At 60.7% G+C, this 15453-nt stretch carries 12 protein-coding genes; 6 read left to right on the forward strand and 6 right to left on the reverse strand.

Going from position 1 to position 15453, the window contains the following annotated elements; translation table 11 throughout:
- Nucleotides 1–4: 4 nt before the first annotated feature.
- Nucleotides 5–1054: a nitrogen regulation protein NR(II) gene (glnL, locus tag FHU12_RS22480; protein ID WP_004931246.1), complete on the reverse strand. Its 1050-nt coding sequence runs from the start codon at nt 1052–1054 to the stop codon at nt 5–7.
- Nucleotides 1055–1247: 193 nt separating this feature from the next.
- Entirely contained in the window at nt 1248–2657 is a 1410-nt protein-coding gene (glnA, locus tag FHU12_RS22485) for a glutamate--ammonia ligase (protein ID WP_141971888.1), read from the reverse strand.
- A gap of 370 nt (nt 2658–3027) precedes the next feature.
- Here glnA and typA point away from each other — a divergent pair, with 370 nt between their 5' ends.
- The 5 genes from typA to fabY all read left to right on the forward strand — a co-directional run bounded on the left by typA (nt 3028) and on the right by fabY (nt 7955).
- Nucleotides 3028–4851, forward strand: coding sequence for a ribosome-dependent GTPase TypA (gene typA / locus FHU12_RS22490; protein ID WP_004931243.1), 1824 nt, complete (start codon nt 3028–3030; stop codon nt 4849–4851).
- 165 nt (nt 4852–5016) lie between these two features.
- Complete coding sequence (gene yihX, locus FHU12_RS22495; protein ID WP_063991285.1) at nt 5017–5607, forward strand: glucose-1-phosphatase; 591 nt, start codon at nt 5017–5019, stop codon at nt 5605–5607.
- A 51-nt stretch (nt 5608–5658) separates the two neighbouring features.
- Nucleotides 5659–6552 (forward strand): virulence factor BrkB family protein, encoded by an 894-nt coding sequence (locus FHU12_RS22500; protein WP_049201866.1) that lies wholly within the window; start codon nt 5659–5661, stop codon nt 6550–6552.
- A complete protein-coding gene (gene dtd / locus FHU12_RS22505) occupies nt 6549–6986 on the forward strand; it encodes a D-aminoacyl-tRNA deacylase (RefSeq protein ID WP_025304712.1) in 438 nt (145 codons plus the stop codon). The genes FHU12_RS22500 and dtd overlap by 4 nt, the downstream gene beginning before the upstream one ends.
- A 21-nt stretch (nt 6987–7007) precedes the next feature.
- Nucleotides 7008–7955 carry a fatty acid biosynthesis protein FabY gene (fabY, locus tag FHU12_RS22510; protein ID WP_004931235.1) on the forward strand — a complete coding sequence of 316 codons (948 nt, stop codon included), beginning with the start codon at nt 7008–7010 and terminating at the stop codon, nt 7953–7955.
- A gap of 38 nt (nt 7956–7993) precedes the next feature.
- Here the strand turns inward: fabY and FHU12_RS22515 are convergent, their stop codons facing one another.
- The gene (locus FHU12_RS22515; RefSeq protein WP_141971890.1) at nt 7994–9655 is read right to left on the reverse strand and encodes an AsmA family protein; all 1662 of its coding nucleotides are present in this window, start codon (nt 9653–9655) and stop codon (nt 7994–7996) included.
- A 128-nt stretch (nt 9656–9783) separates the two neighbouring features.
- Nucleotides 9784–11184 (reverse strand): nucleobase:cation symporter-2 family protein, encoded by a 1401-nt coding sequence (locus FHU12_RS22520; protein ID WP_019452186.1) that lies wholly within the window; start codon nt 11182–11184, stop codon nt 9784–9786.
- A gap of 240 nt (nt 11185–11424) precedes the next feature.
- Here FHU12_RS22520 and gltS point away from each other — a divergent pair, with 240 nt between their 5' ends.
- Entirely contained in the window at nt 11425–12636 is a 1212-nt protein-coding gene (gene gltS, locus FHU12_RS22525; RefSeq protein ID WP_025304708.1) for a sodium/glutamate symporter, read from the forward strand.
- 42 nt (nt 12637–12678) lie between these two features.
- Here gltS and recG read toward each other — a convergent pair whose 3' ends face one another.
- Nucleotides 12679–14760 carry an ATP-dependent DNA helicase RecG gene (gene recG, locus FHU12_RS22530; protein WP_141971892.1) on the reverse strand — a complete coding sequence of 694 codons (2082 nt, stop codon included), beginning with the start codon at nt 14758–14760 and terminating at the stop codon, nt 12679–12681.
- Complete coding sequence (trmH, locus tag FHU12_RS22535; RefSeq protein WP_033639122.1) at nt 14757–15452, reverse strand: tRNA (guanosine(18)-2'-O)-methyltransferase TrmH; 696 nt, start codon at nt 15450–15452, stop codon at nt 14757–14759. The genes recG and trmH overlap by 4 nt, the downstream gene beginning before the upstream one ends.
- Between the last annotated feature and the right edge of the window lies 1 nt (nt 15453).

Here is a 15453-nt window from a genome sequence, read left to right on the forward strand (position 1 = left end):
AACCTCACTGACGAATGGGCAGGTAGACCGAGAATTCGGTATGACCTGGCCAACTGTTGAATTCAATTTTTCCGCAATGCTGATCGATAAGATTGCGGGCGATGGATAAGCCCAGGCCGGTACCGCCTTCACGGCCGCTGACCATCGGGTAGAACAGCGTGTCCTGCAGCTGCGCCGGTACGCCGGGGCCGTCGTCTTCGACGTCGATGCGCGCCGCCAGACGGTAGCGGGTGCCGTGCAACGTAATCTGAAACGCGGTGCGGGTGCGCAGCGTGATGGTACCGCCTGCCTCGCCCAGCGCCTGCAGCGCGTTGCGGGTGATGTTCAGCAGCACCTGTTCAATCTGATCCGGGTCGTGGGCCATTTCCGGCAGGCTCGGATCGTAGTCGCGCACCAGCGTGACGTTATCCGGCATTTCCAGCGACACCAGCTGGCAGACGCGCTCCGCGACCTGATGAATGCTCTGGGTGATGTGCTGGCCGGGCCGCTGTGGGCCGAGCAGGCGATCCACCAGATTGCGCAGCCGATCGGCCTGCTCAATGATCACCTTGGTGTATTCGGTCAGCGCCGGATCGGGCAGCGCCTTGGCCAACAGCTGCGCCGCGCCGCGCAGGCCGCCCAGCGGATTTTTAATCTCGTGCGCCAAACCGCGCACCAGATCGCGGGCCGCCACCTGTTGGGCATGCTGCAGCTGTTCCTGGCTCAGGCGGCGCTGATTGTCCATCGGCGCCAGCTCGACCAGGATATAGCCTTCCGGCAGCGCCTGAGCGGTCAGGGAAAGGATGTGCGCACGGCCGTCGACCACCAGGGTCACTTCGTTGTCGGTGAAGCCCTGACCGGCGCGCAGGCTTTCACGCATCAAAGAGACGTTCAGCGAAAAATAACCGAGCAAATCGGGCAGCGGCGTGCCGAACAGCTTGCGGGAGCTTTGCGCCAGCAGCTGCTGTGCCGCCGGGTTGGCGTAGTGAACCGCCAGTGAGTCATCCAACAGCAGGATGCTGTTGATGAGTGAATTGAGGATCTGCCCAGCATCGGGCAGCTTGCCTGTTGCCATACAGCAGACTCCTGCACCTTTTTAGTGCATCTATCCTACTCCATCCGGGATCGGCGCGGTATGGAATAGTTTTGCAGAAAATACGGTGGAGAAAAAAACCCATCCGAAGATGGGCTGAAAGTTTCCACGGCAACAAAAAAGCGATAACAAAAATGTGGGCGCCGTCCGCCTGTGCAGACGGCGCGGGTAGGGCTTAGACGCTGTAGTACAGTTCGAACTCAACCGGGTGTGGCGTCATGCGAACGCGGTCCATCTCTTCTTTGCGCAGTTCGATGTAGGCATCGATCGCATCGTCGGTGAACACGCCGCCACGGGTCAGGAACTCGCGGTCTTCGTTCAGTGCGGCCATCGCTTCGTCCAGCGAGCCGGCTACTTTTGGGATCTCGGCTTCTTCTTCCGGCGGCAGGTCGTACAGGTTTTTGTCCATGGCGTCGCCAGGGTGGATCTTGTTGATGATGCCGTCCAGGCCGGCCATCAGCAGTGCGGCGAAGCACAGGTATGGGTTAGCCGCCGGATCCGGGAAGCGGGCTTCGATGCGGCGCGCTTTCGGGCTGGAGACCACCGGGATACGGATGGACGCGGAGCGGTTACGGGCGGAGTAGGCCAGCATCACCGGCGCTTCGTAGCCCGGTACCAGACGCTTGTACGAGTTGGTGGTCGGGTTGGCCAGCGCGTTGATCGCCTTGGCGTGCTTGATGATGCCGCCGATGTAGAACAGCGCGGTTTCAGACAGGCCGCCGTATTTGTCGCCGGCGAACAGGTTGGTGCCGTTCTTGGACAGCGACATGTGGCAGTGCATGCCGGAACCGTTGTCGCCGAACATAGGCTTCGGCATGAAGGTCGCGGTTTTACCGAAGGCGTGCGCCACGTTATGCACCACGTATTTGTAGATCTGAATTTCGTCGGCTTTCTTGGTCATGGTGTTGAAGCGAGTAGCCACTTCGTTCTGACCGGCGGTTGCCACTTCGTGGTGGTGAGCTTCAACCACCAGGCCCATCTCTTCCATGGTCAGACACATGGTGGAACGCAGATCCTGCGAAGAGTCGACCGGTGGAACCGGGAAGTAACCGCCTTTCACCGCTGGACGGTGGCCTTTGTTGCCGCCGTCGTATTGGGTGCCGGAGTTCCAGGCGCCTTCGATGTCGTCGATAGCCACGTGGGAACCGCGGATGCTGCTGCCGAAGCGGATGTCGTCGAACAGGAAGAACTCAGGCTCTGGCCCGAACAGCACAGTATCCGCGATGCCGGAGGAGCGCAGGAAGTCTTCGGCGCGTTTGGAGATGGAGCGCGGGTCGCGATCGTAGCCTTGCATGGTGCCCGGCTCGAGAATGTCGCAGCGAATGATCAGCGTAGGTTCTTCGAAGAACGGATCCAGAACCGCCGTGCTGGCGTCCGGCATCAGCACCATGTCAGATTCGTTGATGCCCTTCCAACCACCGATAGAGGAGCCGTCAAACATTTTACCTTCTTCGAAGAAGTCGGCGTTTACCTGGTGAGCCGGGATAGTCACGTGCTGTTCCTTACCCTTGGTGTCAGTGAAACGCAGGTCTACGAATTTCACTTCATGCTCATTCAGCATCGTCAAAACGTGTTCAGCGGACATACTTAACTCTCCCGGTTTATCATTGTCGTCGTCGTGGAACGAATCTGTGGAACTGGCTTTTTTTCGCCTTAAAAAGATTAAAGCGAAAAGCGTGCCAACTTTTTAAAAAGGCGCTCATCGCCTTTCTGCGCGGGTTTTACCCAACCACAGTATGCACCATCAGCGATAAATCGCACCAAAATGGTGCAAATGGGGTGAGCGTGGGCACTGAAATGGTGCAAAAGTGCAACGATTGCGGCTTTTTGCACCGTGAAAGGGATCACAAACTGACCGGTACGCGGTTGTTTATAAGAGATGGTTGTGATCTTGTTTAGTCCCTCGCTTAATACGTGTACAATAGCGCGCTATTTCTAATGCCCGAGGCAAAGCTGTGATCGAAAATTTGCGTAACATCGCCATTATTGCCCACGTTGACCATGGTAAAACCACCCTGGTTGATAAGCTGCTGCAACAATCCGGTACTTTCGGAGAGCGTGCGGAAGCCACCGAACGCGTAATGGACTCCAACGATTTGGAGAAAGAGCGTGGGATTACCATCCTCGCAAAAAACACCGCCATTAATTGGAATGGTTACCGTATCAACATCGTGGATACCCCAGGACACGCCGACTTCGGCGGTGAGGTAGAGCGCGTGATGTCGATGGTTGACTCGGTGCTGCTGGTTGTGGATGCAATGGATGGCCCTATGCCGCAAACCCGCTTCGTGACCAAGAAGGCCTTCGCCAACGGTCTGAAGCCGATCGTGGTTATCAACAAGGTTGACCGTCCTGGCGCGCGCCCTGACTGGGTTGTGGATCAGGTGTTCGACCTGTTCGTGAACCTCGACGCGACCGACGAGCAGCTCGACTTCCCGATCATCTACGCTTCTGCGCTGAACGGTATCGCCGGCGTCGATCACACCGACATGGCGGAAGACATGACCCCGCTGTATCAGGCGATCGTCGACCACGTGTCTGCGCCGCAGGTTGAGCTGGAAGCGCCATTCCAGATGCAGATCTCCCAGTTGGACTACAACAACTACCTGGGCGTTATCGGCATCGGCCGCATCAAGCGCGGTAAAGTGAAGCCGAACCAGCAGGTCACCATCATCGACAGCGAAGGTAAAACTCGCAACGGTAAAGTGGGTAAAGTGCTGGGTCACCTGGGTCTGGAGCGTATCGACAGCACCCTGGCGGAAGCGGGCGACATCATCGCCATCACCGGCCTGGGCGAGCTGAACATCTCCGACACCATCTGCGACACCAACGCCGTAGAAGCGCTGCCGGCGCTGTCCGTCGACGAACCGACCGTAACCATGTTCTTCAACGTCAACACCTCGCCGTTCTGCGGTAAAGAAGGTAAGTACGTGACGTCGCGTCAGATCCTTGACCGTCTGAACAAAGAGCTGGTGCACAACGTAGCACTGCGCGTTGAAGAAACCGACGATGCGGACGCCTTCCGCGTCTCCGGCCGTGGCGAACTGCACCTGTCGGTGCTGATCGAAAACATGCGTCGCGAAGGTTTCGAGCTGGCGGTTTCCCGTCCGAAAGTTATCTTCCGTGAAATCGATGGCCGCAAGCAGGAGCCATTCGAGAACGTAACGCTGGATATCGAAGAGCAGCATCAGGGTTCCGTGATGCAGGCGATGGGTGAGCGTAAAGCTGACCTGAAAAACATGGATCCGGACGGTAAGGGCCGCGTGCGTCTCGACTACGTGATCCCAAGCCGCGGTCTGATCGGCTTCCGTAACGAATTCATGACCATGACTTCGGGCACCGGTCTGCTGTACTCCACTTTCAGCCACTACGACGATGTGCGTCCGGGCGAAGTGGGCCAGCGTCAGAACGGCGTGCTGATCTCCAACGGCCAGGGCAAAGCGGTCGCGTTCGCGCTGTTCGGCCTGCAGGATCGCGGCAAGCTGTTCCTGGGCCACGGTGCGGAAGTGTATGAAGGCCAGATCATCGGTATTCACTCACGCTCTAACGACCTGACCGTAAACTGCCTGACCGGTAAGAAGCTGACCAACATGCGTGCTTCCGGTACTGACGAAGCGACTACCCTGGTTCCGGCCATCAAAATGACCCTGGAGCAAGCTCTGGAGTTCATCGATGACGACGAACTGGTAGAAGTGACGCCAACCTCGATCCGTATCCGTAAGCGTCACCTGACGGAAAACGATCGTAAGCGCGCCAGCCGCGGTCCTAAAGACGCTTAATCGCTGATTGAGTGTCCTATGCTTAGGGCGCGGTTCTCGCGCCCTGAGTTTTTTCCTCTGTTGTTCCCCGTTTGTGCGGCGCGCTATGCGCTTTTCCGTTCGTTCCCTGTTCAGCTGTTCCTTTTCCCGCTACAGTGAAATCTCACCGGCCCATAGGAGAGGACTATGCTGTATATCTTTGATTTAGGTAATGTGATCGTCGATATCGATTTCAAGCGTGTGCTGGGTGTGTGGAGCAATTTGAGCGGCACGCCGTTGGCGGTGCTGTCCGATCGTTTCGCCATGGGTGAGGTGTTCCAGCAGCATGAGCGCGGTGAAATCAGCGACGAAGACTTCGCCGGCAAGCTGTGCGATGAAATGGGCATCGCGCTCAGCTTTGAACAGTTCGCCACCGGTTGGCAGGCGGTATTCGTCGCGCTGCGTCCGGAGGTGATCGACATCATGCAGCGTCTGCGCAACGAAGGCCACCGGGTGGTGGTGCTGTCGAACACCAACCGCCTGCATTGCAACTATTGGCCGCAGCACTACCCTGAAGTGGCTGCCGCCGCCGATCATCTCTATTTGTCGCAAGATCTCGGCATGCGCAAACCGGAAGCCAACATCTACCAGCATGTGCTGGCTGCGGAAAACACCGCTGCCGCCGACGCGGTGTTCTTCGACGATCACCCGGCGAACGTCCTCGCCGCGCAGGCGCTGGGGATCAAGACGGTGCACGTCACCGATCGCGACGTGGTGCCGGCCTATTTTGCTCAATGAGCGCAGAGCGCGTTAAGCTTAAGGCGTATCAACGGACATCAAGGAGTGACCATGTCGTTTTTCCGCCGCAAGAAGCTGCCCTCTGCAATTAAGCCTGGCGTCACCTTCGGACGGCTGCTGTACCAGCGCATCGACCACGATGGCCTGACGATGTTGGCGGGCCATCTCGCCTATGTTTCCCTGCTGTCGCTGGTGCCGCTGGTCACCGTGGTGTTCGCCCTGTTCGCGGCTTTCCCGATGTTTTCCGACATCAGCGAGCAGCTGAAGAGCTTTATCTTTTCCAATTTCGTGCCGGCCGCCGGCAACGTGATCCAGAACTACCTGGAACAGTTCGTCGCCAATTCCAACAAGATGACCGCCGTCGGCACCTGTGGGCTGATCGTCACCGCGCTGTTGCTGATTTCCTCGGTGGACAGCGTGCTGAACACCATCTGGCGCAGCAAGAACAAGCGGCCGATCGTCTTCTCCTTCGCCGTGTACTGGATGGTGCTGACGCTGGGGCCGCTGCTGGTGGGCGCCAGTATGGCCATCAGCTCTTACTTGCTGTCGCTCAACTGGTTGGCGCAGACCGGCGTCAATGGCCTGGTGGATCAGGTGCTGCGCATCTTCCCGCTGATTTTGTCGTGCATCTCCTTCTGGCTGCTGTATTGCATCGTGCCGACGGTGCGCGTGCCGCCCAAAGACGCGCTGATTGGCGCGGTGGTGGCTGGATTGCTGTTCGAGCTGGGCAAGAAGGGATTTGCGCTGTACGTCACCATGTTCCCCTCCTATCAGCTGATTTACGGCGTGCTGGCGGTGATCCCGATTTTATTCCTGTGGGTCTATTGGAGCTGGTGTATCGTGTTACTCGGCGCGGAAATTACCGTGACCATCGGTGAATACCGCGACTACCGCCGGCAGAAGGCGGAGCAACAGGAACAAAAACCAGAAGGGCAGCAGGAATGATTGCGTTGATTCAACGGGTGTTAAACGCCAGCGTCACGGTGGGTGGCGAGACGGTAGGCAAGATTGGCCCCGGTTTGTTAGTGTTATTGGGCGTGGAGCAGGGCGATAACGAGCAAAAAGCGCAGCGCCTGTGCGAACGCGTGTTGGGATACCGCATTTTCGGCGACGAGAACGACAAGATGAATCTCAACGTCCAGCAGGCCGGGGGCAGCGTGCTGGTCGTTTCGCAGTTCACCCTGGCGGCGGACACCCAGAAGGGCATGCGGCCCAGCTTCTCGCGCGGCGCCGCGCCGCAGGAAGCCGATCGGTTGTATCAATATTTTGTTGGCCAATGCCGCGAACGCGGCGTAGAGACCCAGACCGGCGAGTTCGCCGCCGACATGCAGGTGGCGCTGGTCAACGATGGTCCGGTGACATTCTGGCTACAGGTCTAAGCATTCGGAGAACAGGCGTCTATGTATCACCTACGAGTACCCGTAACAGAGCAAGAACTGAAGGAATATTACCAGTTTCGCTGGGAAATGCTGCGCAAGCCGTTGCACCAGCCGGTGGGTTCGGAAAAGGATGCCTATGACGCCATGGCCCATCACCAAATGGTGGTGGACGAGGCCGGTAAAATCGTCGCCATCGGGCGGCTGTACATCAATGCCGACAACGAGGCGGCGATCCGTTTTCTGGCGGTAGACCCGACGCTTCAGGATAAAGGGCTGGGGACGCTGGTGGCGATGACGCTGGAGTCCGTTGCGCGGCAGGAAGGCGTGAAGCGGGTCGTGTGTAGCGCCCGCGAGGACGCGGTGGATTTCTTCGCCAAGCTGGGCTTCGTTAATCAGGGCGAGATCACCGCACCGCAGACCACCCCGATCCGTCACTTTTTGATGATCAAACCGGTGGCGACGCTCGACGATATCCTGCATCGCCCCGACTGGTGCGGCCAATTGCAGCAGGCCTGGTATGAACATATCCCGCTGAGCGAAAAGATGGGCGTGCGCATCAGCCAATACACCGGCCAGCGCTTTGTCACCACCATGCCGGAGATCGGCAACCAAAATCCGCACCACACGCTGTTCGCCGGCAGCCTGTTCTCGCTGGCGACGTTGACCGCCTGGGGGCTGATTTGGCTGCTGTTGCGCGAGCGCCATCTCGGCGGCACCATCATTCTGGCGGACGCGCACATTCGTTACAGCAAACCGATCACCGGCAGGCCGCGGGCAGTGGCGGATCTCGGCTCGCTGAGCGGCGATTTGGCGCGTCTGGCGCGCGGCCGCCGCGCGCGCGTACACGCCGAAGTGCATCTGTTCGGCGACGAGGACAAGGGTGCAGTGTTCGAAGGCACCTACATGGTGTTGCCGGCCGAGCCGGATGTGCCGCTGGATCAGGGCGGCTCTGAGGCGCTGGAAGAGTAAGGCGGCGGCCCTGCCCTGAGGGCGGGCCGCGCAGTGCATTACGGCAGTTGTTGGTTCACCGCTTGGCCGTCGCTGGCGGTGGCCTGCAGGTTGCCCTTCAACGAGGCTTTGAACGGCCCGTCGCTGTTCAACAGCCCTTTCAACTGCAGCTCAAGGTTGCCGTCGCCCGTCAGCGGCACAGGCTGCCATCCCCATTGCTGCAAGGTATTGATCGGTACCGAACGGCCGTGCAGCGTCAGCTGGAACGGTTTGCCCGGCAGTTGATCGACGGTCGCTTTGGCCTCAAGCAACCCATTGGGCATAAAGGCGCTGAGCTCGGTGACGTTGATCTGGTTGCCGTCGGCATTCAGCGCCAGCGAAGGGCGCCGCACGTCGATTTTGTTGAAGGTGGCCTCGCTGCCGTTCAGGTTCAGCGAGCCGGACCAGATGCCCCATTGGCGATCGCGCGCCAGCAGCAGATTGCTGCCGTAGCCGTCCAGCGCGGTGATCTGGAACGGAAATGCCGGGTTGATATCGATGATCAGATTGCGGTTGGTGGTCAGCTTGGTGACGTACACCTCCGCCAACCAGTCCGGCAGCGGTTTCAGCCACAGCTCGCGCCAGTCGATCGGCAGGGTGTACTCCAGCGCCGCCATGGCCACTTCATCCAGCTGCAGGCGTTTGCCGGCGCGCAGCCAGTTGCCGGAGGTGCGCAGCAGCCCGCCTTCCCAGCGGGTGGTGAATTGCTGAATGGCGATGCCGGCGGAAGAGAGCCGCAGGGTGGCGATCGGGTCGATCAGGTGGAAACTGCCGTTGATCACGTCGCCGGCGTTGACGTTGAGCGAGCCGTCTTCGCTGCGCCAGTCGCCTTTTTCGACGCTGACGTTTTGCAGCGACAGATCGAGATCGTTAAACGCCCATGCCTTGCCTTCCAGGCGTGCGTCGATCAGATCGAAACGCTTGAGGGTGACCGGCGGCAGCGTGGTAAAGCGCTGCATGAATTCCGCCAGCGTCAGCGGGGTCTGCAGGCGCACGCCGCTCAGCCGCAGGCGATCCACCAGCCAACTGCCGTCGGCGGCGCGGCTGGCCACGCCGGTCAGGTCGCCCTGCGCCAGATCGGCGCCGAAGTTGTTCAACAGCAGCTGGCCCTGCTTTTGCTCCCCCTGCACCAACACCTTCGAGGCGGGAATGCCGTTCAGCGTCATCGAACCGGCGCTGAACTGAAACTGGTTGTTGTCCCCCAGCAGATGGCCGACCAGCGGGCGCCACGGCGTGATGCCAGCCGTGACCTGCTGCGCATTGAGCTGCCACTCGTTATCGTTGGACTGCAGCGCCATGTTGCTCAACTGCAGCACGTCGGCCTGTACAGGCAGCGCCGCCGCCTGCGGCTGCACGTTCAGCGTGCCGTCGCGCAGCGTGACGCTGTGGAAATAGCGCGGCTCGGTGATTTGGCGCAGGCTGAGGCCGAGATCGACGCGTTTGGCGACCAGCGCCTGCGGCTGGCCGTTGCGCGCCAGCTGCACGTCTTCCAGACCGATCTGGTCCGGTTGGTTCCACGAGTGGGTGATTTTTCCTATCGACAGGCGGTATTCGCTATTGTCGCTGATCCAGGCGCTCAGGCGGCCTGCCGCCCAGCGGGTTTGCCCGACCAGGTACAGCACCACCACCGCCAGCACGATCAGCAGCAGCAACGTCAGCAACAGCTTTCCGATAAATTTCATCGTCTACATCCGCATCGGTCAAAAAAGATACCCTGTTTATGCCGCAATTGGCCGGGCATCTCAAGGGCAATGGTCTGATAGACAATAAAAAACGGCCGCAAGCGGCCGCTTGAACATCAATGGAGGGGTTACTTTTTCTCGTGTTCCTGCGGGAACACCAGGTTCAGCACGATGGCGGTAATACCGCCGGCGGCGATGCCGGAAGAGAGCAGGGTTTTCAGCCAGTCCGGCGCGAACTGCAGGATCAGCGGCTGCTGGGACACGCCCATGCCGACGGCCAGCGACAGCGCCATGATCATGATGGCGCGGCGGTTCAGACGCTCGCGCGACACGATGCGCACGCCGGAGGCGGCGATGGTGCCGAACATCACGATGGTCGCGCCGCCCAGTACCGGCTCGGGGATGTGCTGCACGAAGCCGGCCACCGCCGGGAACAGCCCCAGCGCGATCAGCATCAGCGCCACCACGAAGCCGACGTAGCGGCTGGCGACGCCGGTCAGCTGGATCACGCCGTTGTTCTGGCCGAAGCAGGAGTTGGGGAAGGTGTTGAACACCGCCGACAGCATCGAGTTCAGGCCGTTGGCCAGCACGCCGCCCTTCAGGCGCTTCATATACAGCGGCCCGCTGACCGGCTGTTCGGAGACGTCGGAGGTGGCGGTGATGTCGCCGATGGTTTCCAGCGACGTGACCATAAAGATCAGCATCAGCGGCAGCAGCAGGTTCCAGTCGAAGCCCAGGCCGTAATAGAGCGGCGTGGGGATGGTGATCGCCGCCGTGGGGGCCGCCGGTGCGTCGGCGGGCAGCATATCCATCGCCCAGGCCAACAGATAGCCGACCGCCATGGCGATCACCAACGAAGCGACGCGCAGGTAAGGGTTGCGCTGGCGGTTCAGCAGGATGATGACCGCCAACACTGCGCCGGCCAGCAGGAGGTTTTTCGGCGAGCCGAAGCTATGATCGTTCATCGCGGCGTAGCCGCCGCCGATAGAGGTCAGACCGACCTGAATCAGCGACAGGCCGATGATCATCACCACAATGCCGGAAACCAGCGGGGTGATGATGCGGCGCGCCAGATGCAGCACGCGCGACAGCAAAATTTCGGTGCAGGAGGCGACCATCAGGGTGCCGAACAGCGCGGCCATCATGGTCGGCACGTCGGCGCCGCCGTTTTTCAGTGCCAGGCCGCCCATGATCAGCGGCGAAACGAAGTTGAAGCTGGTGCCCTGAATCGACAGCAGCCCGGAACCCACCGGCCCCCAGGTTTTGATTTGCAGAATGGAAGCCAGACCGGAGGCGAACAGCGACATGCTGATGATGTGCTGGGTATCCTGTGCCGGCAGGCCCAACGCCTGGCAGATCAGCAGGGCCGGTGTGATCACCGCGACGAACATCGCCAGAAGATGCTGGCCGGCGGCAAACAGCGTTTGCGGCAGCGGCGGGCGATCTTCCAGACGATAAATCAGTTCACTGGCGCGGGGTTCAGAGGCGGCTTGACGCGCGGCATCAAGCTCTGAGGATGACATGCTCATGGTGTGGCGTTTCCAGATACGGCAAAGCAGGCATTTTAATGCCCCGCCCCGCAAAAGCAAACGGTTGCGCATAAATATTATGTTGCCGACTTTCTCGTTTATGTCGCATTTTCATTCATTTTTTCTTGTCATCGCAGCGTTTTTTACTTCTAATCCTGCACTCATCAAGTTTAAAAACTCAGTGGTTTTCTATAACTTATTATTTTTATTTGGATCTTTTCCCTTACATGGAGTACCTGGATGTTTCATCTTGATACTTATGGCACGTTAGTCGCCGCGACGCTGGTTTTGCTCCTCGGGGGCAAGTGCGTCAGAAGCATTCCTCTGCTGCGAAAATATACCATTCCTGCCCCCGTCGCCGGCGGTTTGCTGGTGGCCCTCCTGTTGTTAGCCCTGAAAAAGTTCGCCAACTGGGAAATCAGCTTCGACATGTCGCTGAAGGATCCGCTGATGCTGGCCTTCTTCGCCACCATCGGCCTGAACGCCAACCTGGCGCGGTTGCGCGCCGGCGGCAAGGCACTGATGGTATTCCTGTTCGTGGTGCTGGGGCTGCTGCTGGTGCAGAACGCTATCGGCATTGGCATGGCGAAAATGTTGGGGTTGGATCCGTTGATGGGCCTGATCGCCGGGTCGATCACTCTGTCTGGCGGCCACGGTACCGGGGCCGCCTGGAGCAAGCTGTTCATCGAGCGCTACGGCTTTGAAAACGCGACGGAAGTCGCCATGGCCTGCGCCACCTTCGGCCTGGTGCTGGGCGGCCTGATCGGCGGCCCGGTGGCACGCTATCTGGTCAAACACTCCTCTACGCCGGAAGGCACGCCGGAAGACAGCGTGCAGCCGAGCGGCTTCGAGAAGCCGGAAAGCGGCCGCCTGATCACCTCGCTGGTGATGATCGAAACCATCGCCATGATCGCCATCTGTCTGAGCCTGGGGCAGCTGATTGCCGGCCTGCTGAACGGGACGGTGTTTGAGCTGCCAAACTTCGTTTGCGTGCTGTTCGTCGGGGTGATCCTCAGCAATACGTTGGCCTTCACCGGTTTCTATACCGTGTTCGAGCGGGCGGTATCGGTGCTGGGTAACGTCAGCCTGTCGCTGTTCCTGGCGATGGCGTTGATGAGCCTGCGCCTGTGGGAGCTGGCTTCACTGGCGTTGCCGATGCTGGCGATCCTGGCGGTGCAGACGCTGGTGATGGCGCTGTACGCGATCTTCGTCACCTACCGGGTGATGGGCAAGAACTACGACGCGGCGGTGCTGGCCGCCGGCCACTGCGGCTTCGGTATGGGCGCCACGCCGACGGCGATCGCCAACATGCAGGCGATCACCGATCGCTTCGGCCCGTCGCACCTGGCGTTTCTGGTGGTGCCGATGGTGGGGGCGTTCTTTATCGATATCGCCAACGCCATCGTCATTAAGCTGTATTTGCTGCTGCCGGTGTTCCCGGCGGTGGGGTGATATCGCGAGTCATGACGAAAAGGGCGCCGCAGGCGCCCTTTTTTATGCGTTGGAGTAGCGCGCCTTCTCCGGCAGCCAGCGTTCAATCAGCGCCAGGGCGTGTTCCGGATAGTGCTGATGGAGATGGCGAGCGACGCGTTGCACTTCGGGGATCATCGCCTGATCGCGCAGCAGATCCGCCACCTTGAATTCGGCGCTGCCGGTCTGGCGGGTGCCGAGCAGCTCGCCCGGGCCGCGGATCTCCAGATCGCGCTGCGCGATAACGAAGCCGTCGTTGCTGTCGCGCAGCACCTGCAGGCGCGTTTGTGCGGTTTTGCTCAGCGGCGTTTTGTACAGCAGCACGCAGTGTGAGGCCACGGCACCGCGTCCTACGCGGCCGCGCAGCTGGTGCAGCTGTGCCAGGCCCAGCCGCTCCGGGTTTTCGATGATCATCAGGCTGGCGTTCGGCACGTCGACACCGACTTCGATCACCGTCGTGGCGACCAACAGCTGCAGCTCGCCCTGTTTAAACGCCTGCATCACAGCCTGCTTTTCCTGCGCTTTCATGCGACCGTGCACCAGCGCCACCTTCAGCTCCGGCAGCGCGGTTTTCAATTCTTCCCAGGTGGCTTCCGCCGCCTGCGCTTCCAGCAGTTCGGACTCTTCAATCAGCGTGCACACCCAGTAAGCCTGTCGCCCCTCTTCCAGACAGGCACTCTTCACGCGTTGAATGATGTCGGCGCGGCGGGTATCGGGAATGGCCACGGTGGTCACCGGTGTACGGCCCGGCGGCAGCTCGTCGATAACCGAGGTATCGAGATCGGCGTAGGCGGTCATCGCCAGCGTGCGCGGGATCGGCGTGGCGGTCATGATCAGCTGATGGGCGTGGAAGCCTTGCTCTTCGCCTTTCTCCCACAGCGCCAGCCGCTGATGCACCCCGAAGCGATGTTGCTCATCGATAATCACCAGCGCCAGGCCGTTGAACTGCACCTGCTCCTGGAAGATGGCGTGGGTGCCGACCACCATCGATACCTGGCCGCTGGCGATGGCTTCCTGCTGTGCGATGCGCGCCTTGCCTTTCTGTTTGCCCGCCAGCCAGCCGACTTCCAGCCCCAGCGGCTCGAACCACTGGCGGAAGTTGTTGGCGTGCTGCTCGGCCAGTAGCTCGGTCGGCGCCATCAGCGCCACCTGCTTGCCGTGCGCGATGGCGCGCAGCGCCGCCAGCGCCGCCACCAGCGTTTTGCCGGAACCGACGTCGCCCTGCACCAGCCGCATCATCGGGAAGTCTTTTTGCATGTCGGCTTCGATGTCGGCCACCACGCGTGTCTGCGCGCCGGTCGGCGAGAACGGCAGCTGGGCGAGAAAACGGTTTTTCAGCCGATCGTCCGGCAGCAGCGGCTGCGCCTGATAACTCTGGGCGCCGGCGCGCACCGCCAGCATGCTGAGGTTATGCGCCAGCAGCTCTTCGAGGATCAGGCGTTTTTGCGCCGGGTGTTTGCCCTGCTCCAAATCCGCCAGCTGGATGTCCGGCGGCGGGCGATGCAGGGTGTGCAGCGCCTGCGGCAGGCTCATCAGGCCGCCGCTCAACTCCGGCGGCAGCAGTTCGGCGATGGCGCAGGTATCCAGCAGCTCCAGCGCCTGATCGGTCAGCTTGCGCAGCGTGGCTTGCCGCACCCCTTCGGTGGTGGGGTAGACCGGCGTCAGCGACTCCTGCAGCTCGACCTCGCTGGCTTCGCCCTGAATACGGTATTCCGGATGAATGATCTCCGCGCCGTGGTTGCCGCGTTTGATCTCGCCGTAGGCGGTCACGCGGCGGCCGGTGGCCAGGCTGTTCTTCATTGCGGCGTTGAAATTGAAGAACCGCATGGTGAGGATGCCGGTACCGTCGCTGATCTGGCAGGTCAGCATGCGACGGCGGCCGAAGCTGATGTCGCTGCGCAGCACTTCCCCTTCTACCGTGGCGTAGATGCCCGGCAGCAGATCGTTGATCGGGTAGAGGCGGGTACGGTCTTCGTAGCGCAGCGGCAGGTGCAGCAGCAGATCCTGAATGGTCTCGAGGCCAAGCTTGGCCAGTTTGCCCGCCTGGCTGGCGCCAACCCCGGAAAGCGTGGTGAGTGGGACAGCATCCAGCAGGCGGCCTTTCATTTGCGCACCGTCGCCTGCATGGCCGCCCACCATTCGGCGCTGGCGACCACCTGGCCCTGCTCGTCAATCTGCGGGCGTGGCAGCCCTTTGCGCTTGGCCACGTTGGCCAGCACCGGGTAGCCGCCTTCGAACAGCAGACGCTGCTGCTCTTCTTCATCCAACATGCTGTTGTCGCGGCGATACAGGCCGGCATTCTGCCGCTGGCGCTGCGCTTCATACAGGATCAGCGCCGAAGCCACGGAGACGTTGAGCGATTGCACCATGCCGATCATCGGAATGACGATGTCCTGGTCGGCGAGCGCCAGCGCTTCTTCGGTGATGCCGGTTTTTTCCTGGCCGAGCAGCACGCAGGTTGGCCGAGTGTAGTCCACTTCGCGGAAATCGACCGCGCGCGCAGACAGGTTGGTGGCCAGAATTTGCATGCCCTGCGCTTTCAGGTGACCGACCGCGTCGCCGATGGTGGGATGGGTTTTAACGCTGACCCAGCTGTTGCTGCCGGCGGCGGAGGAAACCAGGGTACGCATGCGGGTGGTGGGCCACACGGCGTGGACCTGATGCACGCCGACGGCGTCGGCGGTGCGGATAATGGCGGAGACGTTATGCGGCTTGTGCACTTGCTCCAGGCAGACCGTCAAATCCGGCTGCCGGGTCGCGAGCATTTCACAAATCCGCGCATAGCGTTCAGGACTCATA

Origin of the sequence: Serratia marcescens (genome assembly GCF_006715005.1) — a bacterium.
Lineage (GTDB): Bacteria > Pseudomonadota > Gammaproteobacteria > Enterobacterales > Enterobacteriaceae > Serratia > Serratia montpellierensis.